The following is a 24932-nucleotide window of genomic DNA, read 5'->3' as shown; positions in this document are numbered from 1 at the left end:
GGCGGGGGCTGGGTCGGCGGGATGGGGGTCGTCGGCTGCGGGTTCGGTGGGCGTGGGTTCGGCGGCAGCTGGGTCGGCTGGGGTAACTGGGGTGGGCTCGGCGGCGGGTTTGGCGGGAGCGGGAGCAGCGGGAGAGGCTGGAGCGGGGGCGGCCGGCCTGGGTGCCGCTGGTGTGGGTGGTGGGGCGGCGGTGGTTGAGGCTGTCGCGCCGGCTGTGCCGGTGGCTGATCTGGTCGGCCAGCAAGAGGCGGCCAAGCGGCTTGCCGAGTGGTTCGACCTGACGTTCAGCCATCCCGAGTTGTTGGCCCGGCTCGGCGCGACGCCGCGCCTGGCGGCGTTGGTCAGTGGCCCCGAGGGGGTCGGTAAGGCGACGTTCGTGCGAGCCGTCGCGCACGGCGCGGGGGCGGCGGTCGTGGAGGTGGCTGCGCCCAGCGTCGCGGTGCTGGAGGCCAATGCGGCGGCGCAGCGGGTGGCGGATGCGTTGGCTTCGGCTCCGACGCCGGCGGTGTTGTTGTTGACCGACGTGGAGGCCTTGTTGCCCGCGTCCACGCCGCCGCCGGTGGCGACGGTCGTGCTGGAGACCTTGCGGCGGCGTCCCGAGGGGGTCGCGTTGGTCGTCACCAGCGCCCACCCCGAGGCCGTCGACCCCCGCCTGCGGGTGCCCGAGCTGGTCGACCGCGAGCTGGTCCTGCCGTTGCCGGACGGCTCCGGTCGGACGGAGTTGCTGCGGGTGCTGTTGCGCGACGTGCCCGTCGAGTCCGATGTGGACCTGGGCGCGGTGGCGGATCGGACGCCCGGGTTCGTCGCGGCGGACCTGGTGGCGCTGCGGCGGGAAGCCGCGGTTCGGGCGGCCATGCGGCAACGCGACGTGGACGAGCCCCGGGTCGCGCAGACCGACCTGCTCGAGGCCTTGGAGACTGTCCGACCTATCTCCATGTCGACTTCGGACACGTTGCGGACCGGTGGCCTGACGTTGGACGACGTCGGCGACATGGCCGAGGTCAAGCAGGCGTTGACGGAGGCCGCGCTGTGGCCGTTGCAGTACCCGGATTCGTTCGCCCGCCTCGGTGTCGCGCCGCCGCGCGGGTTGCTGCTGTACGGGCCGCCTGGGTGCGGGAAGACGTTCCTGGTGCGGGCGCTGGCCGGCACCGGACGCCTGAACGTGCTGTCGGTGAAGGGCGCCGAGCTGATGGACAAGTTCGTCGGCGAGTCGGAGCGGGCGGTTCGGGAGCTGTTCCGGCGGGCCGCGGAGGCGGCGCCGGCGTTGGTGTTCCTGGACGAGGTCGACGCGTTGGCGCCCCGGCGCGGGCAGTCGTCGGACTCCGGCGTGTCGGACCGGGTCGTGGCGGCGCTGCTGACGGAACTGGACGGGGTGGAGCCGCTGCGGGACGTCATCGTGCTGGGTGCGACGAACCGGCCTGAGCTGGTGGACCCGGCGCTGTTGCGGCCCGGTCGGTTGGAGCGGCTGGTGTACGTGCCGCCGCCGGACGCCGAGGCGCGGGCCGAGATCCTGCGGGCTTCCGCCCGGAACACGCCGTTGGCGTCGGACGTGGACCTCGGCGCGGTGGCTGAGGAGTTGGACGGGTATTCGGCGGCGGACTGCGCCGCGTTGATCCGGGAGGCCGCGTTGACCGCGATGCGGGAGTCGTTGGCGGCGGCGGAGGTGACGGGTGCTCACCTCGCGGCGGCGCGCGTGGCGGTTCGGCCTTCGTTGGACCCGGCGCAGCTCGCCACCCTGGCTGCTTACGCCAAGTCACGTGAGCGGTGAGGCCTGGCCGCGTGAGCGGTGACGCCTGGCCGCGCGAACTGCGGACGGGCGGACGGCGGACGACAAGGGGCCGGTTCTCGGGCGTTCGGCTCGGGTGGGGTCAGGAGACCTTGGCGCCTGGGCCCTTGTAGTCGTTGGTCACGATCACGATGATGCCGGGGTGGGCGGCTTGGATGCCGTCGAAGCGGGCTTCCACCCTGGCCTTGAGGAGTGCGGCCAGTTCGCGGGCCGAGGCTTCCTCGTCGGTGCCGGGGCGGTAGTAGACCGTGGTGGTGGGGATGTTCCCGGACGAGTAGTTGCCCTTTTCGGCGACCTGCCAGCCGGCTCGTGCCACGTCGTCGGACGCGCGTGCGGCCAGGCCCTGGGTGGTGCTGTTGTTGTAGACGCGCACCGGGGGCTTGGGTGTCGTGGCGACGGGCGGCGGCGGGGTGTCCGTCGCCCCGGTGGTGGGGGCGGCGGTGGTGGCGGGCGGGGACGTCTCCGAAGGTGAGGGGGACGTCGGTTCGCCGGAAGCGGTGCCGGAGGTGCCGGGGGTGCCGGGGGTGTCCGATGAGCCTGGAGTGCCTGAAGTGCCGGGGGTGTCGGAGGCGGCGGAGGCGGCGGACGGCGGGGTGGGTTGGGCGGCGGAGGAATCGTCTCCCGGTCCGCCGACGAACAGGCTGACCAGGCCGATCACCAGAGCGATGGCGGCCACGCCGAGCAGCGCGTAGCCGGCGGCCCGCGCCGGGTGGGCGGGGCCGGTCGACTGTTCCGGATTGGTCATCGGAGCTCGACGCCCAGCCGCTTGGCCGCGCGGGCGCGTTGCCTGCCGGACCGGGACCTGCGCAGTCTCTTGATCAACATCGGATCGGCGGCCAACGCCTCTTCCTTCTCGATCAACGCGTTGAGCAGCTGGTAGTACCGCGTGGGGGACATGTCGAACAGCTCTTTGACGGCTTGTTCCTTCGCACCCGCGTACTTCCACCACTGGCGTTCGAAGGCCAGGATCTCGCGCTCCCGGTCGTTCAAACCGTCGTCCGGCCCTTCCGCCGGCGCCAGTGCCTCTGCGGCGTCCATCTGGCTCCTCAGCCGTGTCCCGTGCGTGGGTGCCATTACATCACGTGATCTTCGTGAGGGTCGGCTCATCGGTCGGCGCGTCCGATGGGACGCGCGGATAGGCTTGGCGTCATGGCAGTTCACCCGATCCGGATCGCCGGAGATCCCGTGCTCCACCACCCGACCCGTCCGGTCGAGGCTTTCGACGAGGCGCTGCGCGTCTTGATCGACGACATGTTCGAGACGATGGCGGCGGCGCACGGTGTGGGCCTGGCGGCCAACCAGATCGGGCTCGACCTGCGGCTGTTCGTGTACGACTGCCCGGACGACGAGGGTGTGCGGCACCGGGGTGTGGTGGTGAACCCGGTGCTGGAGACGTCGGACGTGCCGTTGGGCATGCCTGATCCGGACGACGATTTCGAGGGTTGCCTGTCGGCGCCGGGTGAGACGTACCCGACGGGTCGGGCGCAGTGGGCGAAGGTGACCGGGTTCGACGGTGACGGGAAGCCCGTCGAGGTCGAGGGCACGGGGTTCCTGGCGCGGTGCCTCCAGCACGAGACGGATCACCTGGACGGGTTCATCTACCTGGACCGGCTGGTGGGGCGGCACAAGCGGGCGGCGCGGAAGATGATCAAGGCGAACGGCTGGGGCGTGCCCGGTCTGTCGTGGGATCCGGCCACGTCTCCCGACCCGTTCGCGGACGACGACGAGGACTAGGACCAGGACCGGCACCAGGGCCGGTGGCGCCCGCTAGACCGGGTCGGCGGCCGTCTCGTCGTGGGCGGTGTGCCGGAACGCGTCCGGGTGTGGCTTCGGCTGGTGGTCGGCGCGCGGTGGGCGTTCGGGGCGGCGCCAGGGCAGTTCGGGGAACGACGCCAGTTCGACGTGCGTGGCGCAGCCGGCCAGGTCGGCGTAGCCGCCGGCGAGGACGGCGGCCCTGATGCGCTGGACCTGTCCGATCGTCGGCAGCTCCCCCACCAGCAGGAACGGCAGGAGCAGCCGCCACGCGCCGATGGTCGCGGCGCGGCACCGGTGTGGTGCGCGCAGGGCGGCTCGGGCGACGCGCAGCGCGTGTTCGCCGGCTGTGATCGACGTGGGGTACCCGGCGTGGTCCCAGGACCAGCGCAGGCCGTCGGCCATGGCGCACCGGACGCAGTCGACGGGTCCGGTGCCGAGTTCGTCGCCGCACTGGGAGCACGTGACGAGGGTCATGGCCCAGTCGGTGCACGTCCACGGGTGGTGTCCGACCTCGTCGGCCAGCACGAGTTCGGCCAGTTCGCGCTCGCCCGAGCCGCCTTCGGCGAGCTGTTCGGCGGCCAGCAGCTCCTGCCAGTCGAGCAGCCAGTACTGGTCGACCAGTTCGACGCAGAACCGGCAGCCGGGGTAGCCGCGTCCGGCGAGGTCGCCGCACGACGGGCATGGCGAGACGGCGGCGGGGCGGGCCACGCGCCGGGCGCCGGGCGGGAACGGCTGGTGATCAGCCACGCGGTGAAAGGTACGCGTAATCGGGCGGGGTTGGCATCCGCGGCTTGGCTTCGGGACCGAGCCGTGGCATCGTCGGGCCGACAGCTCCACACACTGACAACTCAACACACGCGGGAGCTCGCGCCACAGCGGGCTGAGAGGGCGGCTGGAGCCAGGGGCTCCGGTGCCGCCGACCGCCTGAACCTGACCGGGTAATGCCGGCGTAGGGAGGAATGTCGTGACGGCACTTGACGACCGTTCGGTCAAGCCCAGTGTCACCACCGGGCCGATCTCCGGCTCGCACAAGGTCCACCGCGTGGTGGACGAGGACGTGCGGGTGCCTTTCCGGAGGGTCGAGTTGACCAATGGCGATCACGTCGATCTGTACGACACTTCCGGTCCGTATACCGACGACGACGTCACCATCGACGTCCACAGTGGACTGCCCGCGTTGCGCGCGGGGTGGATCGCGGGGCGTGAGCCGGTCAACGGGGCGGTGACCCAGTTGGCGTACGCGAGGGCCGGGGTCATCACGCCGGAGATGCGGTTCATCGCGGCCAGGGAGGGCATGAGCCCCGAGGTCGTGCGGGAGGAGGTGGCGATCGGGCGGGCGGTCATCCCGCTCAACCGGAACCACCCCGAGGCCGAGCCCATGATCATCGGCAAGAAGTTCCTGGTGAAGATCAACGCGAACATCGGCAACTCGGCCGTGACCTCCTCGATCGAGGAGGAGGTGGAGAAGATGGTGTGGGCGTCGCGCTGGGGCGCCGACACGATCATGGACTTGTCCACGGGGAAGCGGATCCACGAGACCCGTGAGTGGATCATGCGGAATTCGCCGGTGCCGATCGGGACGGTGCCGATCTACCAGGCGTTGGAGAAGGTGGACGGCGATCCGGCGAAGCTGTCGTGGGAGGTGTACCGCGACACGGTAATCGAGCAGGCCGAGCAGGGCGTCGACTACATGACGGTGCACGCGGGCGTGTTGCTGCGGTACGTGCCGATGACGGCGCGCCGGGTGACGGGCATCGTGTCGCGCGGCGGGTCGATCATGGCGGCGTGGTGCTTGGCGCACCACAAGGAGAGCTTCCTGTACACGCACTTCGAGGAGCTCTGCGAGATCCTGCGGAAGTACGACGTGACGTTCTCGCTGGGTGACGGGTTGCGGCCGGGTTCGATCGCGGACGCGAACGACGAGGCGCAGTTCGCCGAGTTGCGGACGTTGGGCGAGTTGACGCACGTCGCGCGGGCGCACGACGTGCAGGTGATGATCGAGGGTCCGGGTCACGTGCCGATGCACAAGATCGCGGAGAACGTGCGGTTGGAGGAGGAGTGGTGCGGTGAGGCGCCGTTCTACACCCTCGGGCCGTTGGCGACGGACGTCGCGCCGGGGTACGACCACATCACGTCGGCGATCGGTGCGGCGCAGATCGGCTGGTTGGGCACGGCGATGCTGTGCTACGTGACGCCGAAGGAGCACTTGGGGCTGCCGAACCGGGATGACGTGAAGACCGGTGTGATCACGTACAAGATCGCGGCGCACAGCGCTGACCTGGCCAAGGGTCATCCGGGGGTGCAGGACTGGGACGACGCGCTGTCGAAGGCGCGGTTCGAGTTCCGGTGGGAGGACCAGTTCAACCTGTCGCTGGACCCGGACACGGCGCGGTCGTTCCACGACGAGACGTTGCCCGCGTCGCCGGCGAAGACGGCGCACTTCTGCTCGATGTGCGGGCCGAAGTTCTGCTCGATGAAGATCACCCAGGACGTGCGGCGGTACGCGGAGGAGCACGGTCTGTCCACTGTGGAGGCGATCGAGGCGGGCATGGCGGAGAAGTCGCACGAGTTCGGTGACCACGGCAACAAGGTCTACCTGCCGGTAGTGGATTGATCGGGGTCGGCTGATGGCGGTTGCTCCACCGAAGGTCCTCACCATCGCCGGGTCGGATTCCGGCGGTGGTGCGGGCCTGCAGGCCGATCTGCGGACGTTGTTCGCGTGCGGTGTGCACGGGATGACGGCGGTCACGGCGGTGACCGTGCAGAACTCGTTGGGTGTCACCGGGTACACCGAGATCCCGCCGGAGGTGGTGGCGGCGCAGGTCGAGGCGGTGGCCACGGACATCGGGGTGGACGCGGCGAAGACGGGGATGCTGGCGTCGGCGGCGATCATCGAGGCGGTCGCGGGCGTGCTGGACCGGGTCCACATCGGACCGTTCGTGGTGGATCCGGTGGCGGCGTCGATGCACGGGAACCAGTTGTTGGCGGATGACGCACTGGACGCGTTGCGGACGCTGCTGTTCCCGCGGGCGACGTTGGTGACGCCGAACCTGGACGAGGTGCGGCTGCTCACCGGTCTGGACGTGCGGAGCCGGGCCGACCAGCGGAAGGCTGCGGTCGCGTTGCACGCGATGGGGCCGCAATGGGTGCTGGTGAAGGGCGGGCACCTGTGGGACGACCCGGAGTGCCTGGACGTGCTGTACGACGGGTCGGAGTTCATCGAGCTGCTGGGGCCGCGGTACGACGTGAAGCACACCCACGGCAGCGGTGACACGTTGGCTTCGGCGATCGCGTCGCAGCTGGCGCGGGGTGCGGACGTGCCGGCGGCGGTGCGGTTCGGCAAGGACTTCGTCGTCCGCTCGGTGGCCGCCGCGTACCCGTTGGGCGCTGGTGTGGGTCCTGTGTCGCCTTTGTGGAGGTTGGAGGGGGATCACCGGCCTTAGGGCCACGGTGGGGTGACCGGCGCGTCTTGTGGGGCATGAGCGCACGACAGGACGTGCACGTCGCCGAGCTGGTGTTGGGTCAACCTGAGGCGGTTGCGACGCTGGTCGCGGGTTCGCTGGTGCTGGGTGCGGTCGGGTTCGCGGTCGCGCGGTGGCGCCGGTGGCCCGCGATCCCGGCCGTGCTGGCGGGGTGTGGGCTGGCGTTGGCGCTGGCGGTCACGCTCGCCCGGACGGGCGGGACGTTCACGCTGGTCACGGTCGACCCGGTGGGGCGGTGCGTCGGGAACGGGTTCTCGCTCGCCGGGTCGTGGGAACGGCTGAACCTGCTGGTGCTCGTGCCGTTCGCGTTCTTCGCCACGGTGGCCTGCCGGCGGCCGTTGCCGGTGTTCGCGGTGTCGGCGCTGGTCAGCGGCGGGGTGGAACTGGTGCAGGCCGCGACCGCGATCGGGGTGTGCGAGGCGCAGGACTTCTGCAACAACACGATCGGCGCGCTGGTCGCGGCGGTGGTGGCGTGGCTGTTCGTGGGCCTGATCGCGCCAGGTCGGCGGGGAGGGGGCAGGCCTGGCGGCGGGCGGGTCAGCCGGCCTCGCCGACCAGTTCCTCCAACGCCGGCAGCGCGTTGACCAGTGCCTCCCGGTGTTCCGGTGTCATCTGCTCGATCCGCCGCTGCAACTCGCGCACCCGCGCCGACCGGACACCGGACACCATCGTCACGCCCTCCGGCGTCGGCGTCGCCAGCCAGGCCCGCCCGTCCTGCGGGTCGGGTTCGCGGCGGACGTAACCGGACTCGACCAGGGCCGCCACGATCCGGGACAGGGTCGGTGGCGCGACGCCTTCCTTCGCGGCGAGGTCGCCCAGCCGCATCGGCCCGCACCTCGCCAGCGTGGCCAGCGCGGACACCGCTCCCGGGCCGAGGCCGGGTGACCCGGTGCGCCGCAGCAACCGGGATAGCCTGCCGATCGCGAGGTACAGCCGGGCGGTGGCGTCCTCGACCTGGTCGGCCGTCACGGCACTCCTCCTCGGGCAGACGGACACAGCTGACGAAGCGTCCATCATGCCGTGCCCGGCAATCACTCCACTGCCGGACTCGAAGCGTGCGCCCAGAACCGCTTGGGGATTCGTCCGGCAAGTCGCGCCAGCCGGCCTGCTTCGACGCCGGCGCGCATGGCCGCCGCCATCCGCTCCGGGTCCTGCGCCCTCGTCACCGCGGTGGCCAGCAGCACGGCCGAACAGCCCAGTTCCATCGCCAGCGCCGCGTCCGACGCCGTGCCGACGCCCGCGTCGAGGATCACCGGCACGGACGCGCGGGACACGATGAGTTCGATGTTGTGGGGGTTGCGGATGCCGAGGCCGGTGCCGATGGGCGAGCCGAGGGGCATCACGGCGGCGCAGCCGAGTTGTTCCAGGCGCAGCGCGAGCACCGGGTCGTCGGACGTGTAGGGCAGCACCACGAACCCGTCGTCGACGAGCTGCTCCGCCGCGTCCAGCAGCTCCACCGGGTCGGGCAGGAGCGTCCGGTCGTCGGCGATCACCTCCAGCTTCACCCAGTTCGTGTCGAGGGCTTCGCGCGCGAGCCGGGCGGTGAGCACGGCTTCGGCGGCGGTGCGGCAGCCTGCGGTGTTGGGCAGGGCGGCGATGCCGAGCCGTGCCAGGAGGTCGAGCACGCCGCCGCCGGACGCGTCGAGCCTGCGCATCGCGACGGTGGTCAGCTCGGTGCCGGACGCGATGAGGGCGCGTTCCAGCACGGAGAGGTTGGCGGCGCCGCCGGTGCCCATCACCAGGCGTGAGCCGAACTCGCGTCCGGCGATCACCAAGGGGTCGTCCACGTCAGCCTCCCTGCACGGCGGTCAGCACCTCGACCGCGGCGCCGTCGGGCACCACGGTCGTCTTCCACGCCGTGCGGGGCACGACTTCGCCGTCGACGGCGACGGCGACCCCGGTGGGTGGCGCGTCGAGCAGCGCGAGGACGGCGGCGACGGTCGACCCGTCGGCCAGTTCCCGTTCGAGACCGTTGACCTTCGCCTTCACCGGCGGTTTCCTCCTTCGCGGAGCAGGGTGAGCACCCGTCGGGCGGTGACGGGTGCGAGCAGCAGGCCGTTGCGGTGGTGGCCGGTGGCGGCGAGCACGCCCGGTTCGAGCCAGGCGATCACGGGGGCGTTGTCGGGGCTGCCGGCGCGGAACCCGGCGGCGGTCTCGACGAGCGCGTACTCGGCGATCCCCGGCCACACGACCTCGGCGTCGTGGAGCAGGTCCCGCACGCCGCCGACGGTGACGTGGTCGTCGAACCCGGCTTCGTACTGGGTGGCGCCGAGCACGAACCCGCCTTCGCGCGGCACCAGGTAGACGGGTCGTCCGGACACGTGGGCGCGGATGGTGTGGCGGGGCGGCGGAAGCGCTCCCGGCCGTGCGGCGAGGCGCAGGATCTCGCCTTTCACCGGTCTGATCACGTCGCGCAGGGCGGGGTGCAGGTCGCGGCTCCACGCGCCGGCCGCGATGATCGTCACATCGGGGTCGGCGGCGGGCTCGGGGGCGAAGACCACGCCGTTGGCGGTGCACGCTTCGCGCAACGCGCGCAGCAGGACCCTGTTGTCCACGGCCACGTCCCCCGGCACGGACAGTCCACTTCGGACGTTGCCGAGGCCGGGTTCCAGGGTGCGCAGCTCGCGTCCGGTGAGCCGGGTCGCGGACTGCCCCATCCCGGTCAGGTAGGCGCGCAGCTGGTCCAGCACCTCGACGTCGGCCCGGTCGACGGCCACGGCCAGCGTCCCCACCGGACTCAGCGGCACCCCCAGTTCACGCGCGAACCCTGGCCACAGCTCCAGGGACTCGACGCCCAGCGCCAGGACGTCCTCGTCACCGGGCCAGGCCTCGGTGACGGGGGCGAGCATCCCGCCCGCGACCCACGAGCCGCCGTGCGGTGAACCGCGGTCGACGACCTCGACGGCGTAGCCGGCGCGTGCCGCGTACCAGGCCGCGGACAGGCCGATGACACCACCGCCGAGGACGGTCACTCGCATTGCCAAGGCACTCACGCTCCCTGCGCCGGCATGACCCGGATCAGGTTCGACGGTCGGAGCGAACCACGCTCCCTCTCAGCCCGGTCTTTCCAGGCTCCCGTGCGGACCGGCTCCACCGTAGCGCACGAATCGGCCGGGCGGTTACCGTGCGGCCCGTGCCAGGACTCGACGGAACGCAGATCAGGCGGCGGCTCGCCGACGCGCGGCTCTACCTCTGCACGCCCACGCGCCCGGACCTCGCGGAGTTCGCGGACGCGGCGCTCGCGGGCGGTGTGGACGTCGTGCAGCTGCGCGACAAGGGCCTCGAAGCGAAGCAGGAGATCGCCGCGCTGGAAGTGCTCGCGGAGGCGTGCGCGCGGCACGGTGCGCTGCTGGCGGTGAACGACCGGGCGGACGTGGCGCTCGCCGTGGACGCGGACGTGCTGCACCTCGGGCAGGACGACCTGCCGGTGTCGGTCGCCCGCCGGGTCGTCGGTGACGGCGTGGTGATCGGCCGGTCGACGCACGACGTGGAGCAGGCGCGGGCGGCGGCCGTCGAGCCGGGGGTGGACTACTTCTGCACCGGTCCGTGCTGGCCGACGCCGACCAAGCCGGGGCGTCCGGCGCCCGGTCTCGACCTGGTGCGGGCGACCGCCGGCACGACGGACCGGCCGTGGTTCGCGATCGGCGGCATCGACCGGGAGCGGCTGTCGGAGGTGGTGGCGGCGGGCGCGGACCGGGTGGTCGTGGTGCGCGCCGTCACGGAGGCGGCGGACCCCCGCGAAGCCGCAGCCTGGTTGAAACTTCAACTAAAAGGCGTACAGTCGTCCGTGTGACACCTGCCCATCGGATGCCTGTGCTGTACCTGGGCCACGGGGCGCCCCCGCTGGCCGACGACGAACGGTGGACCACCGAGCTGAAGTCGTGGTCCGCGACGCTGCCGCGCCCGGAGTCGATCCTCATCGTCTCCGCGCACTGGGAGAACGACCCGCTCACGCTCGGCGCGACCACCACCGTGCCGCTGACCTACGACTTCTGGGGCTTCCCCCAGCGGTACTACGAGGTCGCGTACGAGGCGCCGGGCGCGCCGGAACTCGCGGCGGACGTCACCGGGCTGCTCGACCGGCCGGTGGCGCACGACGAGGCGCGCGGCCTGGACCACGGCGCCTACGTGCCGCTGAAGGAGATGTTCCCCGAGGCGGACGTCCCGGTGCTCCAGATGTCCATGCCCAGCCTCGACCCGCGCGACCTGTTCGACGTCGGCCGCAAGCTGGCCCCGCTGCGCGACCAGGGCGTGCTGATCGTCGGCAGCGGGTTCATGACGCACAACCTGAGCTGCGTGGACATGTCCGTCGGGCCGGACTACCAGCCGCCGTCGTGGTCGGCCGAGTTCGACGACTGGGCGGGCCGGGCGCTGGTCGACGGCGACGTTGACGCGCTGCTCGACTTCCAGCACAAGGCGCCGGCCGCCGGGATCGCGCACCCGCGCACCGAGCACTTCGCGCCGCTGTTCGTGTCGCTGGGCGCGAGCGCCGCGCAGGAGGCCACGACCACCGTCGACGGCTTCTGGTACGGGCTGTCCAAGCGTTCCGTGCAGTTCGCCTGATCCCCCGCGCCCGATCTGCTGCGCCTGATCTGCTGCGCCATGACAAAGGGAACACCCCCCGGGCGGTGGCCCAGGGGGTGTTCCGATGCGGTGCGCGGCCCGCAGGGACGGCCGCGCGTCTCACTGCGCTGGTCAGCCGATCGCGAGGCGCAGGCCGTAGGCGCCCAGGATCTCGTTGACCGGCTGGTAGTAGGTCGTGCCGCCGGAGGAGCAGTTGCCCGAGCCGCCGGAGGTCACGCCCTGGGCCTGGCCGAAGCCGGTGCCCGCCACCCACGAGCCACCCGAGTCACCGGGCTCGGCGCACGCGGAGGTCCGCGTCAGGCCGTACACGATGCCGGACGAGCCGTAGTTGACCGTCTGGTTCTTGGCCTGCACCGTGCCGCAGCGCCAGCCCGTGGTGGAGCCGGAGCGGCAGATCGTCGCGCCGATGGCGGCCTCCGAGGAGCCCTTCACCACGACGTTGGTGCCGTTGTAGCGGTTGACCCACGGGCGCGAGGTCCAGCTGGAGTTCGTGCGCACCCACGCGTAGTCGTTGCCGGGGAACGACGAGCCCGCGAACGAGCCCGAGGTGACCCGGTTGTAGCCCTGGGTGGTGGTGCCGGCGCGACCGCAGTGGCCCGCCGTCACGTAACCACCCGCGGTGACGGAGAAGCCGACCGAGCAGCGTCCGCCGCCCATGTAGAACGCGTCACCGCCACGGGTGTCGTAGAGGGTCGTCGGGGACTCCGCGACCTCCACCACGCGGACCGCCGGGCTCAACGACGTGGCGGTGGCCAGGAAGCTGTCGGCCGCCGCGTCACGGGTGGTGCGGTTGACCTCGACGACCACCGTGTTGGACGTGTCGTCGACCCGCCAGCCGGTGATGGACGCCGGCGCGGACAGGGTGTCCAGCGTGGCCTTGGTGTCGCTGAGCTTGCGGTGCGAGTAGGGGACGACCTTGACGTCGGCGCCGGCGGCGCGCGCCGCGTCCGCCTTCGCCGCGTCGGTGACACCGACGGTCATCCTCCCGGTCGCCGAGTCGATCCACGCGCCGGCGAACGCGTCGCCGAGGACGCCGCGGGCCTGGTTCTCGACGTCACCCGACCTGGCGTCGTTCGCCAGACGGACGCGGGCCTGATCGGCGTTCAGGCCCAGATCGCGTTGCACCGCCTGGAGCAACTCGGCCGGGTAGCTCTCCGTGTCGGCCGCGCTTCCCGCATTGGGCGCGGCGGGTGCCGCGAGGGCCGGTACGCTGAGAGCTGTAGCCGTGCCGGCGGCCAGCAGGACGGCCGTGGCAAGGCGGGCCGCACTCGTGCGGTTCATTAGGCGTCTCCCTCATCTTCGGGTGCAGGGAACCCGAGAGCCTGGTTGCAGGGACCGCTCTCGGGGGCTCTAGGGGGACGGGTGGTGGGGCGGCGGCAGGGGTCGCCCCACCCCATTACTTCTCACCCGGGTCGCTCGGGGCTCCGGTGGCGTGGTCACGCACGGCGAGGACAGGGCTCTCGACTTCCGCACGGCCCCTCCTCCCCGGTCTTCTACCGACCAGTACTCGCCCGTTCGAGCGACGTTATGATCCTGTTACCTATTACGGCTCAGGCCATCTGAGGGCGAAGTGTGTCACAGCCCACGCCGGATTGACTGCGCTGTGTAGCGTTTGACAATTAACTCTCACTCAAGGTAGTGAGTCGATCACCGATTCGGGCGGTTTTGCCAGAAGTAAGGGATTGGGGCTTGCAACGCCCCGTACGTGTGAATGTTCTTGCCCCGTGCGGGTGACGCCGGAGGAGTTCCGGTCGCCGCCCGTGTAGGACTCCCGCCGCCGCCGGGGTGAGGATCAACGACATGGGACTCGTCACGATCGCCGACATCCGGGCCGCCGCCGACATCGTCAAGGACGCCGCGGTCCGCACACCGCTGCTGCGGTTCGCCGACGGGCTGTGGCTCAAGCCGGAGAGCCTGCAACCCGTCGGCGCGTTCAAGATCCGGGGCGCGTACCACGCGGTGGCGCGGCTGCCCGAGGACGTGCGGGCGCGCGGCGTCGTCGCCTACTCCAGCGGCAACCACGCGCAGGCCGTCGCGTACGCGGCGAAGCTGTTCGGCGTGCCCGCCGTGATCGTCGTGCCCGACACGACGCCGCGGGTCAAGGTCGACGCGACCCGGTCGCACGGCGCGGAGGTGGTCGAGGTGCCGATGGCGCAGCGCGAGTCGCGGGCGGCGGAGCTGGTGGTGGAGCGGGGCGCGACGCTGATCCCGCCGTTCGACCACCCCGACGTCATCGCCGGTCAGGGCACCGTGGGGTTGGAGGTGGTGGCCGACCTGCCGGACGTGGACGCGGTGCTGGTGCCGGTGAGCGGCGGTGGGCTGATCTCGGGGGTGGCGACGGCGGTGAAGGCGCTGAGCCCGAACACGCGGGTGGTCGGGGTGGAGCCGGAGTGGGCGGGCGACGCGGCCGAGTCGCTGCGGGCCGGGACGCTCGTCCGGTGGCCCGCCGACGACCGGGCCCGGACCGTGGCGGACGGGCTGCGGGCCGAGCCGTCCGAGCTGACGTTCGCGCACATGCGGGCGTACGTGGACGACATCGTGACCGTGTCGGAGGAGGAGATCGGGGCGGCGGTCGGCCGGTTGGCGCGGCAGGCGCGGCTGATGCCCGGTCAGGTGCATGCCCGGTCAGGTGCATGCCCGGTCAGGTGCATGCCCGGTCAGGTGCATGCCCGGTCAGGTGCATGCCCGGTCAGGTGCTTGCCCGGTCAGGTGCTTGCCCGGTCAGGTGCTTGCCCGGTCAGATGCGTACGCGGCGGTTAGGTGCTTGCCCTGTCAGGTGGGTGCCCGGCTGGGTGCGTACCAGGTCAGGTGCGTGCGGGTGGTCCGTCGACCGGGCAGCTGTGCGGGTCGTGGTGCTCCGTGGCCGTTTCGAGGACCCGGTTGTCGACGCCGAGGGCCATCAGCCCGCCGGCGATCGACGCCACCGCGCACACCAGCAGCGCCGTCTGCCAGCCCCGCGTCATCGCCGTCGGGTCGGCGTACTGGGCGCCGGTCAGCCCCGCCACCGCGGGGAGCACCGCCACGGCGACCAGGCTGCCGGTGCGGGCGACCGCGTTGTTGACGCCGGAGGCGATGCCCGCGTGCCGGTCCGGTGCGGCGGCCAGCACGGTCGCCGTCACCGGCGCGACCACCGCGGCGAGGCCGAGGCCGAACACCAGCAGGCCGGGCAGGACGCCGGTCCAGTAGCCGGCGCCCGGCTCGACCCACCGCAGCATCAGCATGCCGACGCCGATGAGGATCGGGCCCGCGACGAGTTGCGCGCGGGGGCCGAACTTCTGGGCCAGGCTGCCGGACTTCGCGGACAGGGCCAGCAGGAGCAGCGTGATGGGGACGCTGGCCAGACCGGCGACGGTCGGCGGGTAGTGCAGCGACACCTGGAGCTGCAGCACCATGAGGACCATGACGCCGCCGAGCGCCGCGTAGACGAGGAACGTCAGGGCGTTGGACAGGACGAACGTCCGGTCGGCGAACAGGCTCGGCGGCACCAGCGGTTCCCGGCCGCGGAGTTGGAGCAGGACGAACGCGGCCAGTCCCGCCACCCCGACGACGGCCGCCGTGACGACCAGCGGGTCGGCGCCGCGGACCGGTGCCTCGACCAGTGCGCCGGTGACGCCGGCGAGGCCGAGTGCGCCGACGACGGAGCCGAGGACGTCGGGGTGGCCGGTGAGCGTCTCGTCGCGGGACTCGGGCACGTGGCGGCGGGCCAGCCACACGCAGACCACCGCGAACGGCAGGTTGACCAGGAACGCGAGCCGCCACGACCAGGCCTCGACGAGGACGCCGCCGAGCAGGGGGCCGATCGCGGTGGCGACGCCGGCGAGCCCCGACCAGGCCCCGATGGCCCGGCCGCGGTCGGCTTTGGCGAAGACGGATTGGAGGATGGCGAGCGAGCCGGGGGTGAGCAGCGCGCCGCCGATGCCTTGCAGGACGCGGGCGGCGACCAGGAGTTCGGTGGTCGGGGCCAGGCCGCAGAGCAGCGAGGCGGCGCCGAACCAGACGACGCCGAAGACGAAGACGCGGCGGCGGCCGTAGCGGTCGCCGAGCGAGCCGGCGATGAGGATCAGGGAGGCGAGGGCCAGGAGGTAGCCGTCGAGGATCCACTGGAGGCCCGCGACGGACGCTTGGAGCTCGGCGCCGATGCGGGGCAGGGCGACGTTGACGATCGTGCTGTCGAGCATCGCCATGCCGGAGCCGAGGATCGTCGTGGCCAGGACGGCTTTCGCGCGCCCCGTCCCCCACACCACAGTTTCCGCCACCGGCCCATTCTGCTCCGGGAGCTGTCCACAGGCCGTTCGGTTGCCCACGGGGCGCGGCGCCCCCGGTTGTCGGGTGCCGGTCCGGGGTGCGCCGCCGGATCTGGTGGGCCGGCCCGCGTCGGCAGGTGGTGCGGCCAGTCGGCGGTGCGGCCAGTCGGCGGTGTGGTCGGGTCGGCGGTGTGGTCAGTCGGTGGGGCGGTTCAGGGTGGCCACGAACTTGTAGCGGTCGCCCCGGTACACCGAGCGCACCCACTCGACCGGGTTGCCCTCCGTGTCGAACGAGTGACGCGACAGCAGCAGCATCGGCAGGCCGATGTCGGCGCCGAGCAGCTCGGCTTCCTCGGGCGACGCGAGCGCCGTCTCAATAGTCTCCTCGGCGTGCCCCATCTCGACCCCGAACCGCTCCCGCAGCACCTGGTACAGCGACGCCCCCGGCGCGAGGTACCGGCGCAGCCCGCGGAACCTGCCCAGGGCCAGGTGGGTGGTCTCGATCGCCATCGGCTCGCCGTCGGCCAGCCGCAGCCGGTGCAGTCGGAGCACCTTGGCACCCGCACGCACGCCGAGGAGCCTGGCCAGCTCGGCTTCCGCCGCCATCTCCGAAGCCTCGATCAACCGCGACGACGGCTGCCGTCCCTGCGCCTTCATGTCCTCTGTGTACGAGGACAGCTGAAGCCGTTGCGCCACCTTCGGTTCCGCGGCGAACGTGCCCTTCCCCTGTACCCGCAGCAGCCGGCCTTCGACGGTCAGCTCGGCAAGCGCTTGCCGCACCGTGGTCCGCGAGACGTCGAACTCCGCCGCCAGCGAGCGCTCCGTCGGGATCGGCGATCCTGGCGGCAACGCGCGCAGGAGGTCGAGCAGATGCCGCTTGAGTCCCCAGTACTTCGGCTCGCGCTGCGCGCGAGCCCTGGCGTCCACGCCAGTCGCAGGGCTCGTTTCGAGCATGCCTTCCTCCTCGCCCCTTGCCGCCAACCTGCCACCGCTCCCGGACACAGGATGCCTTGTCCACGTCGGATCGCGCTCCCGAACCCCCGACAAGGCCCGGGAAATTGATCCGATGACTTTGCAACGGTCCAGCAACAGCCTTGACATGCCTTGTGGCGAGGCACACTCTAGGCCGCATTGGTCTACACCACTTAGGCGTTCCGGTCGTGGGATCGGGGCATGGGGAAAGGGCGCACACGTGAAGGGCTGGAGAGGACTGGCCGTAAGTGCCGCCGCACTCGCGGTGGCCGTGGCCGGATGTGGCACGAGCACCGACGGCGGCAGCAGCAACTCCGGTGAACCGAAGACGCTGACGGTGTGGTTGATGGACGGCTCCGCACCGGCCACCCTGACCGACGCGCTGAACAAGGAGTTCCAGGACTCGCACGCCGGCGTCACCGTCAAGTACGAGGTCCAGAAGTGGAACGGCATCCAGGAGAAGCTGACCACCGCTCTGACCAGCAACAACCCGCCGGACGTCATTGAGCTGGGCAACACCCAGACGGCCAAGTTCGCCGCCGAGGAGACCCTGCTCGACCTGAGCGCGGACGTCTCCGACCTCAACGGCGACCAGTGGCTGAGCGGTCTGAAGGACTCGCTGACCTGGGACGGCAAGCAGTACGGCCTGCCGTTCTACGCGGCCAACCGCACGGTCATCTACCGGACCGACCTGTTCGAGGCCGCCGGCATCACCGCCCCGCCCACCTCGCGCGACGAGTGGATCGCCGCGATCGAGAAGCTGAAGGCGGCCAACGCGGCCGACCCCGAGTTCCAGCCCCTGTACCTGCCCGGCCAGTCCTGGTACGTGCTGCTGTCGTTCATCTGGGACGAGGGCGGCGACGTGGCCAAGCCGCAGGGCTCGGCCTGGGCGGGCGCGCTCGACACCCCGCAGGCCAAGGCCGGCCTCGAGTTCTACAAGAAGCTGGTCGACGCCTCCGGCACGAAGGCCCCGAAGGACGCCGACGAGGCCACCCCGCAGCAGATGGAGGTGTTCGGCACCGGCAAGGTCGGCATGATGATCGGTCTGCCGTGGGAGCTGGGCGGCGCGATCAAGGCCAACCCGGACCTGAAGGCGAAGACGGCGGCGTTCCCGATCCCGTCGAAGACCGCGGGCAAGACCGCACCGGTGTTCCTCGGCGGCTCGAACCTGGCCGTCCCGGCCGGCAGCAAGAACGCCGACCTGGCCAAGGAGTACCTGAAGCTGCTCAGCTCCAAGAAGTACCAGGACATGCTGGCCGAGGGCGGTTCGGTGCCGGGCACTTCCCAGGACACGTCGAAGCTGTCGACCAACGCGCTGGGCAAGGCCCTGGCCGAGTCCGCCCCGAACGGCAAGGTCACCCCGACCACGCCGGCGTGGGCCGCGGTCGAGGCGGGCCAGAACCCGCTGAAGGACATGCTGACCGCGTACCTGACCGGCGCGAAGACGCTGGACGCGGCCACCGCGGACGCCAACGCCGCCCTGTCGAAGACCCTGGGCGGATGACGACCGGATGACGGCCGTGCACACGACCGACGCCGCGGTGCCGACGAACCCGTCGGCACCGCGGCGTGCCGCACCGGACGGCGCGCCGCGTCGTCGGGGCGGCGCCTTCGACCGGGCGCTGCCCTACCTGCTGCTGGCCCCCGCCGTGGTGGCCATCCTCTGGCTCATCGGTTGGCCCGTCCTGTCCGTCGTGATCACCAGCTTCCGCAAGCTGAACCTGCGTGAGCTGACCCGCGGCGAGGTCGTGTGGACGGGTGTCGACAACTACACGAAGATCCTGGGCGACCCGGAGTTCTGGACGATCGCGGTGCGGACGGTGGTGTTCACCGCGCTCGTGGTGGCCGCTTCGGTGCTCGCGGGTCTGCTGATCGCGCTGCTGATGCGGCAGATCAGCCCGTTCGTCCGGATCGTGCTGCAAGTGGCGATGCTGCTGGCGTGGGCGATGCCGCTGCTCGCGGCCACCACGGTCTACCAGTGGATCTTCGACCAGCAGTACGGGATCCTGAACAAGACGTTGGTGAAGCTCGGGTTCGACTCGTTCGCCGGGTTCTCGTGGTTCTCCACCGGCACGTCAACGCTGGCCGTGATCGGGCTGCTGATCGTGTGGCAGGCAATCCCGTTCCTCGCGTTCTCGCTGTACGCGGGCGCGGTGGGCATCCCGAAGGACCAGTACGAGGCGGCGGGGATCGACGGCGCGTCGGCGTGGCAGACGTTCCGCGCGGTGACGTGGCCGGAGCTGAAGCCGCTGCTGCTGATGGTGACGTTCCTGTCGATGCTGTGGGACTTCAAGGTGTTCGCCCAGATCTGGGCGATGAAGAAGGGCGGCCCGGACGGCGGCAGCACCACGCTGGCCGTCTACCAGTACCTGGAGGGCATCTCGAAGAGCCACTTCGGGGTGGCCGCCGCGGTGTCCGTGGTGATGGTGGCGCTGTTGGCGCTGCTCACGTTCCAGTACCTGCGCAGGCTGGTCCGATCGCAGGAGGGTGCGCTGTGACCGCGAGGAAGATCGCCACGAACGTGGCCGCGCTGGTCGTGGCGCTGTTCTTCGCGTTCCCGACCTACTGGATGGTCGCGACCGCGTTGAAGCCGCGCAAGGACCTGCTGTCCAGCGACTACGACCTGGTGCCGTTCTCGGTGACGGGCTCGAACTTCGCCACCGCGTGGTCCAAGCCGGGGTTCCTGAACTCGCTGGGCAACAGCCTGATGGTGTCGCTCGGCGCGGTGCTGGCGGCGATCGTGGTGGGTCTGCTGGCGGCGTTGGCGATGTCCCGGATGCGGTTCCGGGGTCGCAAGGGCTTCGTGATGCTGATGCTGATCGCGCAGATGGCGCCGTTCGAGGCGCTGCTGATCCCGATGTTCCTGATGATGCGCGACCTGGACCTGCTGGACCGGCTGCCGTCGTTGGCGCTGATCTACTTCGCGGTGACGCTGCCGTTCTGCGCGTGGACGCTGCGCGGGTTCGTCAACGGCATCCCGCTGGAGTTGGAAGAGGCGGCGATGGTGGACGGCTGCGGCCGGTGGGGTGCGTTCCGGCGGGTGACGCTGCCGCTGCTCGGGCCCGGTCTGGTGGCCACGTCGGTGTTCGCGTTCGTGACCGCGTGGAACGAGTTCCTGTTCGCGTTGTCGCTGGTCAACGACCAGACGAAGGAGACCCTGCCGGTGTGGCTGTCGGGGTTCCAGACCAACTTCGGCACGGACTGGGGTGGCGCGATGGCCGCGTCGGCGCTGTTCACCCTGCCGGTGCTGGTGTTCTTCCTGATCGTGCAGCGCAAGATGGTCACCGGTGTCACCGCCGGTGCGGTGAAGGGGTAGAACCGCATGTCGTTGCACCGGCTCGCGTCGGGTGTCCTGCTGCCCGGGTTCCACGGGACCACGGCGCCGGACTGGCTGTTGAAGCGGGTGGCGGACGGGCTCGCCGGCGTGGTGCTGTTCGGGCGCAACGTCGTCGACGACGTCCAGGTCACGGCGTTGAACGCGCAGTTGCGCGGTGCGCGGGCGGACGTCGTGATCGGGATCGACGAGGAGGGTGGCGACGTCACCCGGCTCGACGCCGGGCACGGGTCGGAGGTGCCGGGCAACCACGCGCTCGGCGCGGCGGGCGACCTGGGGCTGACCCGGTCGGTGGCGGCGTCGATCGGGTCGCGGCTGGCGGCGTGCGGGGTGAGCCTGAACCTGGCGCCGTCGGCGGACCTGGTGCTGACGCTGGACGACCCGGTGATCGGGGTGCGGTCCTTCGGGTCGGACCCGGTGGCGGCGGGCGCGCACGTGGCGGCGTTCGTGGAGGGCATGCAGGCCGTCGGGGTTGCCGCGTGCGCCAAGCACTTCCCGGGGCACGGTGCGTCCACTGTGGACTCCCATGCGGCGTTGCCGGTGCTGCCGCGGTCGGTCGCGGAGTTGACGGCGGTGGAGTTCGTGCCGTTCCGGGAGGCGGTGCGGGCGGGGGTGCGGTCGATCATGACCGGGCACCTGGTGGTGCCGGAGTGGGGTGCCGAGCCCGCGACGTTGAACCCGGCGGCTGTCCGCGTGCTGCGCGAGGAGTTGGGGTTCACCGGGGCGGTGATCACCGACGGGCTGGACATGAAGGCCGTCGGCGGTGACCTGGCGGAGGGGTCCGTGCGGGCTCTGGCGGCCGGTGTGGACGCGTTGTGCCTGGGTGGCGAGCCGTTGGACGACGACGGGCTGCGGTGGCTGGTGGACAGCATCGTGGCGGCGGTGGAGTCCGGCGCGCTGCCGCGGGCGCGACTGGAGGAGGCGGCGCGGCGGACTGCGGCCCTGGGCACGCCTCCCGCGTCGGTGGACGGGCACGATCCCGCGTTGGGGCTGCTGGCGGCGCGTCGGGCGCTGGAGGTGCGGGGGTCGTTGCGGCTGTCCGGGCCGCCGGTGGTGGTTGACCTGGCGGTGGAGCCGTCCATCGCGGTCGGCGACGTGCCGTGGGGGCTCGGGCCGTACCTGGTGGAGCTGCTGCCGGGCACGTCGGTGGTGTCGTCGAGGTCGGCTTCGGAGATCGCCGCGACGGCCGCCGGCAGGCCCGTCGTGGTGGTGACGCGTGAGGCACACCGCCATCCTTGGGCTACCTCGTTGGTGACCTCGCTGGTTACTATTGGTCTAGACCTAGTGCACGTCGAGACGGGCGTGCCGGGACCGGACCTGGGCGCCGCCGCCCGCGTCGACACCCACGGCGGTTCGCGGGTGAGCCTGCGCGCCGCGGCCGAGCGCATCGCCGCCAGCACCTGATCAGGAGATTCCGATGACCGACCACCAGCCCGGCCGGCACATGGCGGCCGAGATCGACCAGCAGCCCGGGATCTTCGACGGCCTGCTCGCGCGGCGGGACGGGATCGCGTCGGTCGCGGCGGCGATCGCGGCGCGCAAGCCGCGGTTCGTGCTGCTGGCGGCGCGCGGGTCCAGCGACCACGCGGCGCTGTACGCGAAGTACCTGACCGAGGTGTTGCTGGAACTGCCGGCCGGGCTGGTGTCGCCGTCCACGACCACGCTGTACGGGTCGAAGCCGGACCTGCGCGACGTGCTCGTGGTGTCGGTGTCGCAGTCGGGCGGGTCACCGGACCTGCTGGAGGTGACGGAGTCGGCGCGGGCGCGCGGCGCGTTGACGGTGGCGGTGACGAACACGGCTTCGTCGCCGTTGAACGCGGCGGCGGAGCTGTCGGTGGACGTCGGCGCGGGCGTGGAGCAGGCGGTGGCGGCGACCAAGACGTACTCGGCGACGTTGCTGGCGCTGTATTTGCTGGTGGACGCGATCCGGGGCGGGAACGGCTCGGCGGCGGCGTCCCTCGGTGATCTGGCGCGGTCGACGCTGGACTCGTCGGCGGACGCGGTGGCGGAGGCGGTGCAGCGGTACCGGTTCGTGGACCGGGTGCTGACGACGGGGCGCGGGTACTCGCTGCCGACGGCGTTGGAGGCGGCGTTGAAGCTGGCGGAGACGTCGTACCTGGCGGCGCGGGCGTACAGCGGGGCGGACCTGCTGCACGGGCCGGTGGCGGCGGTGGACGCGGAGACGGCGGTGCTGGCCGTGACCAGCTCGGGCAAGGGCGGAGACGCGCTGCACGACGTGCTGGACGCCGTCCACGGTCGTGGGGCGGACGTGCTGGCGGTGGGTTCGGCGTCGGACAAGGTGTCGGCGGCGCTGCGCATCCCGGTCGCCGAAACCGCCGAGGAAGTGGCGCCGATCCTGGAGATCCTGCCGATCCAGCGCCTGGCGCACGGCCTGGCCCTGGCCCGCGGCGGCGACCCCGACAACCCGCGCGGCCTGAACAAGATCACCCGCACCCGCTGACCCCGTGAGTCCTACGTTCAGAACCCGTGAGTCCTACGTTCAGAACGCGTGAGTCCTACGTTCGGAACCCTTGAGTTCAACGTTCGGGAGCGGTCGAGCGGATGCGAGAGGCCCGAGGCTGATCAGCCTCGGGCCTCTCGCTCGTCCGGTTACTGACCGGCGGCGGCCATGCGGACGGACGGGTCGCCGTACAGCGCCGTGTCGTCGAGCGCGGCGCTGCCCGGCCGGCCGTCGAGCGCCGTGCTGTCGAACACGACCTCGCCGTCGACCCACACCTTGCGCGGCCGGAGGTCGTCGTCCCACCACACCAGGTCCGCCACGGCACCGGGCTCCAGGCGCCCCAACGTCGGCTCGCCGATCGCGTCGGCCGGCACGATCGTCGCCGACGCCAGCGCGTCCGCCAGGTCCACGCCCACCGACACGATGTTGCGCACGGCCCGGTCCAGAGTGAGCGCGCTGCCGGCGATCGTGCCCTCCGGCGAACGCGGCACGCCGTCCTCGGCCAGCAGCACGTCCGCGCCGCCGAGCTGGTAGCGGCCGGGCGGCATGCCCGCGGCGGCGACCGCGTCCGTGACCAGCGCGACCCGGTGACCGGCGGCGTTGAACACGAGCCGGCAGACGTCCGGGCCGACGTGCGCCATGTCGGCGATCAGGCCCAGCGTGAACCGGTCGTCCACCAGCGCGACGCCGGGCACGCCCGGTTCGCGGTGGCCGAGCGGGCGTTGGGCGTTGAACAGGTGCGTCACCATGCGGGCGCCCGCCTCGGCGGCGGCACGGGTCTGCTCGCCCGTCGCGTCGCTGTGACCGACGGCCACCAGCACGCCCGCCGCCGCCAGCCTGCGCACGGCGTCCAAGCCGCCCGGCTGCTCGGGCGCCAACGTCACCATGCGCAACGCGCGGCGCAGCACCTCGTCGTCGAGGAGCAGGTCTATCTCGGCCGGTCCGGGCGCCACCATCAGCGCCGGGTCGTGCACTCCCGCCCGCTTCGGCGACAGGAACGGCCCTTCCAGGTGCACACCGAGCGGTTTGGCGCCGGCGTGGCGGGGCAGGGTCGCCGACGCGGCCAGCACGGCGTGCGCCTGGCGGACCGCGACCGGTACCGGCGCGGTGATCAGGGTCGGCAGGAAACGGGTCACCCCCGTCCGCGGGAGGGCTCGCGCCACCGCCGCCATGCCCTCGGGGTCCACCTCGGCGAAGTCGACCCCGACCGCCCCGTTCACCTGCACGTCCACCAGGCCCGGGGTGAGCAGGCCGCCGGTCAGCACCTCGGCGCCGTCGGGCGGTGAGCCCGCGACGACGTCCACGATCCGGCCTGCCCTGAACCTCAGGCTGACGGGACCGGTGATGGTCCGACCGAGCAGTGCTCGCGGAGCTGCGACAACCGTGTCCAAGGTCCCTCCTCAAATGGTCCAGACCATTATGACCGGAAGTGGCGGAAGCCGTCACGTGTGGTTATAAGATAACCGAATAGAGTAAGGCGTGGTGAACTTCTCGCCGCGCGGTGGTTCGGCCGCGTGGCGTTTTGGCTTGCCCCATACTGGGCGCCAGACATCCGAGGTCTAGCTGACGAGTCGAGGACCGCCGTGGCCGTTACCGACGACGCCATCCTGCGCGTCAAGGAGATGATCGTCTCGGGTGAGCTGAAGCCGGGCGACCGGCTGCCGCGCGAGGCGGACCTCGCGGAGCGGCTCGGCCTGTCGCGGAACTCCCTGCGCGAGGCGGTCAAGGCGTTGTCGCTGGTCAGGGTGCTGGACGTGCGGCAGGGTGACGGCACGTACGTGTCCAGCCTGCGGGCCGACGAGCTGCTCGGCGCGTTGTCGTTCGTGCTGGACCTGCACCGCGGTGAGGACTCCGTGCTGGAGGTCCTGCAGGTGCGCCGCGTCCTCGAACCGGCCGCCGCGGCGATGGCGGCGCAGCGCGTCGGGCCCGACGACATCGCCGCGTTGCGCGCCCTGTGCGACGCCGCCGAGTCCGCCGAGTCGGTGGAGGAGCTGGTCGAGCACGACCTGGAGTTCCACCGCGCCGTCGCGCGCGGCTCGGGCAACGCCTACCTGGCTCAGCTGCTGGACACGCTCGCCGGTCCGACCGTCCGGGCCCGCATCTGGCGGGGCATCACGCAGGGCGGCGCGGTGGACCGGACCGTCTCCGAGCACCGGGCCATCGTCGACGCGCTGGCCGCCCGCCAACCCGAGCTGGCCCGCTCCTGGTCCACGGTGCACGTGGCCGGCGTGGAGCAGTGGCTGTCCGACCTGACCTGAGCTACGACGCTTCGCAGACGCGCGCCGGGTCCGCGAGCAGGCGGCCGGACCAGGTC

General features: G+C 71.7%; 25 protein-coding genes and 1 riboswitch. Of the genes, 14 read left to right on the top strand and 11 right to left on the bottom strand.

Features of this window, described 5'->3' with window-relative positions; all coding sequences use genetic code 11:
* Nucleotides 1-1768: AAA family ATPase (locus tag OQ02_RS33090; RefSeq protein WP_442973709.1), on the top strand; the 1768-nt coding region annotated here is incomplete at its 5' end.
* Between the two features lie 100 nt (nucleotides 1769-1868).
* On the opposite strand, the gene OQ02_RS33085 is transcribed toward OQ02_RS33090, so the two are convergent.
* Entirely contained in the window at nucleotides 1869-2531 is a 663-nt protein-coding gene (locus tag OQ02_RS33085) for a LytR C-terminal domain-containing protein (protein ID WP_033442580.1), read from the bottom strand.
* The gene (locus OQ02_RS33080) at nucleotides 2528-2824 is read right to left on the bottom strand and encodes a DUF3263 domain-containing protein (RefSeq protein ID WP_033442579.1); all 297 of its coding nucleotides are present in this window, start codon (nucleotides 2822-2824) and stop codon (nucleotides 2528-2530) included. Before OQ02_RS33080 ends, OQ02_RS33085 begins: the two co-directional genes overlap by 4 nt.
* A gap of 111 nt (nucleotides 2825-2935) precedes the next feature.
* Between OQ02_RS33080 and OQ02_RS33075 the strand changes: the two genes are divergently transcribed.
* Entirely contained in the window at nucleotides 2936-3520 is a 585-nt protein-coding gene (locus tag OQ02_RS33075; RefSeq protein WP_033442578.1) for a peptide deformylase, read from the top strand.
* A 33-nt stretch (nucleotides 3521-3553) separates the two neighbouring features.
* On the opposite strand, the gene OQ02_RS33070 is transcribed toward OQ02_RS33075, so the two are convergent.
* The gene (locus OQ02_RS33070) at nucleotides 3554-4288 is read right to left on the bottom strand and encodes a hypothetical protein (RefSeq protein WP_197043606.1); all 735 of its coding nucleotides are present in this window, start codon (nucleotides 4286-4288) and stop codon (nucleotides 3554-3556) included.
* Between the two features lie 217 nt (nucleotides 4289-4505).
* Between OQ02_RS33070 and thiC the strand changes: the two genes are divergently transcribed.
* The 3 genes from thiC to OQ02_RS41555 are packed head-to-tail and all read left to right on the top strand — an operon-like array spanning nucleotide 4506 to nucleotide 7607.
* Nucleotides 4506-6155 (top strand): phosphomethylpyrimidine synthase ThiC, encoded by a 1650-nt coding sequence (thiC, locus tag OQ02_RS33065; protein ID WP_033442577.1) that lies wholly within the window; start codon nucleotides 4506-4508, stop codon nucleotides 6153-6155.
* A 13-nt stretch (nucleotides 6156-6168) separates the two neighbouring features.
* On the top strand, nucleotides 6169-6984 hold the full coding sequence (gene thiD, locus OQ02_RS33060) for a bifunctional hydroxymethylpyrimidine kinase/phosphomethylpyrimidine kinase (protein WP_033442576.1): 816 nt from the start codon (nucleotides 6169-6171) through the stop codon (nucleotides 6982-6984).
* A gap of 35 nt (nucleotides 6985-7019) precedes the next feature.
* Nucleotides 7020-7607, top strand: coding sequence for a VanZ family protein (locus OQ02_RS41555; RefSeq protein WP_081916113.1), 588 nt, complete (start codon nucleotides 7020-7022; stop codon nucleotides 7605-7607).
* Here OQ02_RS41555 and OQ02_RS33050 read toward each other — a convergent pair.
* The 4 genes from OQ02_RS33050 to thiO all read right to left on the bottom strand — a co-directional run bounded on the left by OQ02_RS33050 (nucleotide 7561) and on the right by thiO (nucleotide 10016).
* The gene (locus OQ02_RS33050; protein ID WP_033442575.1) at nucleotides 7561-7992 is read right to left on the bottom strand and encodes a MarR family winged helix-turn-helix transcriptional regulator; all 432 of its coding nucleotides are present in this window, start codon (nucleotides 7990-7992) and stop codon (nucleotides 7561-7563) included. The two genes, OQ02_RS41555 and OQ02_RS33050, sit on opposite strands and share 47 nt — an antisense overlap.
* A 62-nt stretch (nucleotides 7993-8054) precedes the next feature.
* Nucleotides 8055-8810, bottom strand: a complete 756-nt coding sequence (locus OQ02_RS33045; RefSeq protein WP_033442574.1) for a thiazole synthase — start codon at nucleotides 8808-8810, stop codon at nucleotides 8055-8057.
* Nucleotide 8811: 1 nt separating this feature from the next.
* A complete protein-coding gene (gene thiS, locus OQ02_RS33040) occupies nucleotides 8812-9012 on the bottom strand; it encodes a sulfur carrier protein ThiS (RefSeq protein WP_033442573.1) in 201 nt (66 codons plus the stop codon).
* The gene (thiO, locus tag OQ02_RS33035; RefSeq protein ID WP_269321655.1) at nucleotides 9009-10016 is read right to left on the bottom strand and encodes a glycine oxidase ThiO; all 1008 of its coding nucleotides are present in this window, start codon (nucleotides 10014-10016) and stop codon (nucleotides 9009-9011) included. The genes thiS and thiO overlap by 4 nt, the downstream gene beginning before the upstream one ends.
* Nucleotides 10002-10112, bottom strand: a riboswitch (TPP riboswitch). Its footprint overlaps the gene before it by 15 nt.
* Before the next feature lie 44 nt (nucleotides 10113-10156).
* Between thiO and thiE the strand changes: the two genes are divergently transcribed.
* Nucleotides 10157-10816, top strand: a complete 660-nt coding sequence (gene thiE / locus OQ02_RS33030) for a thiamine phosphate synthase (RefSeq protein ID WP_033442593.1) — start codon at nucleotides 10157-10159, stop codon at nucleotides 10814-10816.
* A 14-nt stretch (nucleotides 10817-10830) separates the two neighbouring features.
* Nucleotides 10831-11586, top strand: coding sequence for a dioxygenase family protein (locus OQ02_RS33025; RefSeq protein ID WP_033442571.1), 756 nt, complete (start codon nucleotides 10831-10833; stop codon nucleotides 11584-11586).
* 132 nt (nucleotides 11587-11718) lie between these two features.
* Here the strand turns inward: OQ02_RS33025 and OQ02_RS33020 are convergent, their stop codons facing one another.
* Nucleotides 11719-12888 carry a S1 family peptidase gene (locus OQ02_RS33020; RefSeq protein ID WP_033442570.1) on the bottom strand — a complete coding sequence of 390 codons (1170 nt, stop codon included), beginning with the start codon at nucleotides 12886-12888 and terminating at the stop codon, nucleotides 11719-11721.
* Between the two features lie 519 nt (nucleotides 12889-13407).
* Here OQ02_RS33020 and OQ02_RS33015 point away from each other — a divergent pair.
* Nucleotides 13408-14367, top strand: coding sequence for a threonine ammonia-lyase (locus tag OQ02_RS33015; RefSeq protein ID WP_081916112.1), 960 nt, complete (start codon nucleotides 13408-13410; stop codon nucleotides 14365-14367).
* A 44-nt stretch (nucleotides 14368-14411) separates the two neighbouring features.
* Here the strand turns inward: OQ02_RS33015 and OQ02_RS33010 are convergent, their stop codons facing one another.
* Both OQ02_RS33010 and OQ02_RS33005 read right to left on the bottom strand, forming a co-directional pair.
* Nucleotides 14412-15863, bottom strand: a complete 1452-nt coding sequence (locus OQ02_RS33010) for an MFS transporter (protein WP_033442569.1) — start codon at nucleotides 15861-15863, stop codon at nucleotides 14412-14414.
* Between the two features lie 183 nt (nucleotides 15864-16046).
* Nucleotides 16047-16805, bottom strand: a complete 759-nt coding sequence (locus tag OQ02_RS33005) for a GntR family transcriptional regulator (protein ID WP_033442568.1) — start codon at nucleotides 16803-16805, stop codon at nucleotides 16047-16049.
* Between the two features lie 238 nt (nucleotides 16806-17043).
* Between OQ02_RS33005 and OQ02_RS33000 the strand changes: the two genes are divergently transcribed.
* Genes OQ02_RS33000 through OQ02_RS32980 form a run of 5 tightly spaced genes read left to right on the top strand, consistent with a single transcriptional unit; the run spans nucleotide 17044 to nucleotide 22618 of the window.
* A complete protein-coding gene (locus OQ02_RS33000; RefSeq protein WP_033442567.1) occupies nucleotides 17044-18327 on the top strand; it encodes a sugar ABC transporter substrate-binding protein in 1284 nt (427 codons plus the stop codon).
* A 7-nt stretch (nucleotides 18328-18334) separates the two neighbouring features.
* Nucleotides 18335-19321 carry a carbohydrate ABC transporter permease gene (locus OQ02_RS32995; protein ID WP_033442566.1) on the top strand — a complete coding sequence of 329 codons (987 nt, stop codon included), beginning with the start codon at nucleotides 18335-18337 and terminating at the stop codon, nucleotides 19319-19321.
* Nucleotides 19318-20139 (top strand): carbohydrate ABC transporter permease, encoded by an 822-nt coding sequence (locus OQ02_RS32990; protein WP_051773087.1) that lies wholly within the window; start codon nucleotides 19318-19320, stop codon nucleotides 20137-20139. Before OQ02_RS32995 ends, OQ02_RS32990 begins: the two co-directional genes overlap by 4 nt.
* Before the next feature lie 6 nt (nucleotides 20140-20145).
* Nucleotides 20146-21561, top strand: coding sequence for a glycoside hydrolase family 3 protein (locus OQ02_RS32985; RefSeq protein WP_033442565.1), 1416 nt, complete (start codon nucleotides 20146-20148; stop codon nucleotides 21559-21561).
* A 13-nt stretch (nucleotides 21562-21574) separates the two neighbouring features.
* Nucleotides 21575-22618, top strand: a complete 1044-nt coding sequence (locus tag OQ02_RS32980; protein ID WP_033442564.1) for an SIS domain-containing protein — start codon at nucleotides 21575-21577, stop codon at nucleotides 22616-22618.
* Nucleotides 22619-22767: 149 nt separating this feature from the next.
* Here OQ02_RS32980 and nagA read toward each other — a convergent pair whose 3' ends face one another.
* Nucleotides 22768-24009, bottom strand: coding sequence for an N-acetylglucosamine-6-phosphate deacetylase (gene nagA, locus OQ02_RS32975; RefSeq protein ID WP_081916111.1), 1242 nt, complete (start codon nucleotides 24007-24009; stop codon nucleotides 22768-22770).
* 192 nt (nucleotides 24010-24201) lie between these two features.
* Here nagA and OQ02_RS32970 point away from each other — a divergent pair, with 192 nt between their 5' ends.
* Nucleotides 24202-24876 carry a FadR/GntR family transcriptional regulator gene (locus OQ02_RS32970; RefSeq protein ID WP_033442563.1) on the top strand — a complete coding sequence of 225 codons (675 nt, stop codon included), beginning with the start codon at nucleotides 24202-24204 and terminating at the stop codon, nucleotides 24874-24876.
* The last annotated feature ends 56 nt before the right edge of the window (nucleotides 24877-24932 follow it).

The sequence above is a fragment of the Saccharothrix sp. NRRL B-16314 genome, assembly GCF_000716595.1.
In the GTDB taxonomy this organism is placed as follows: Bacteria; Actinomycetota; Actinomycetes; order Mycobacteriales; family Pseudonocardiaceae; genus Actinosynnema.
This window is presented reverse-complemented; position numbering and strand designations above follow the sequence as displayed.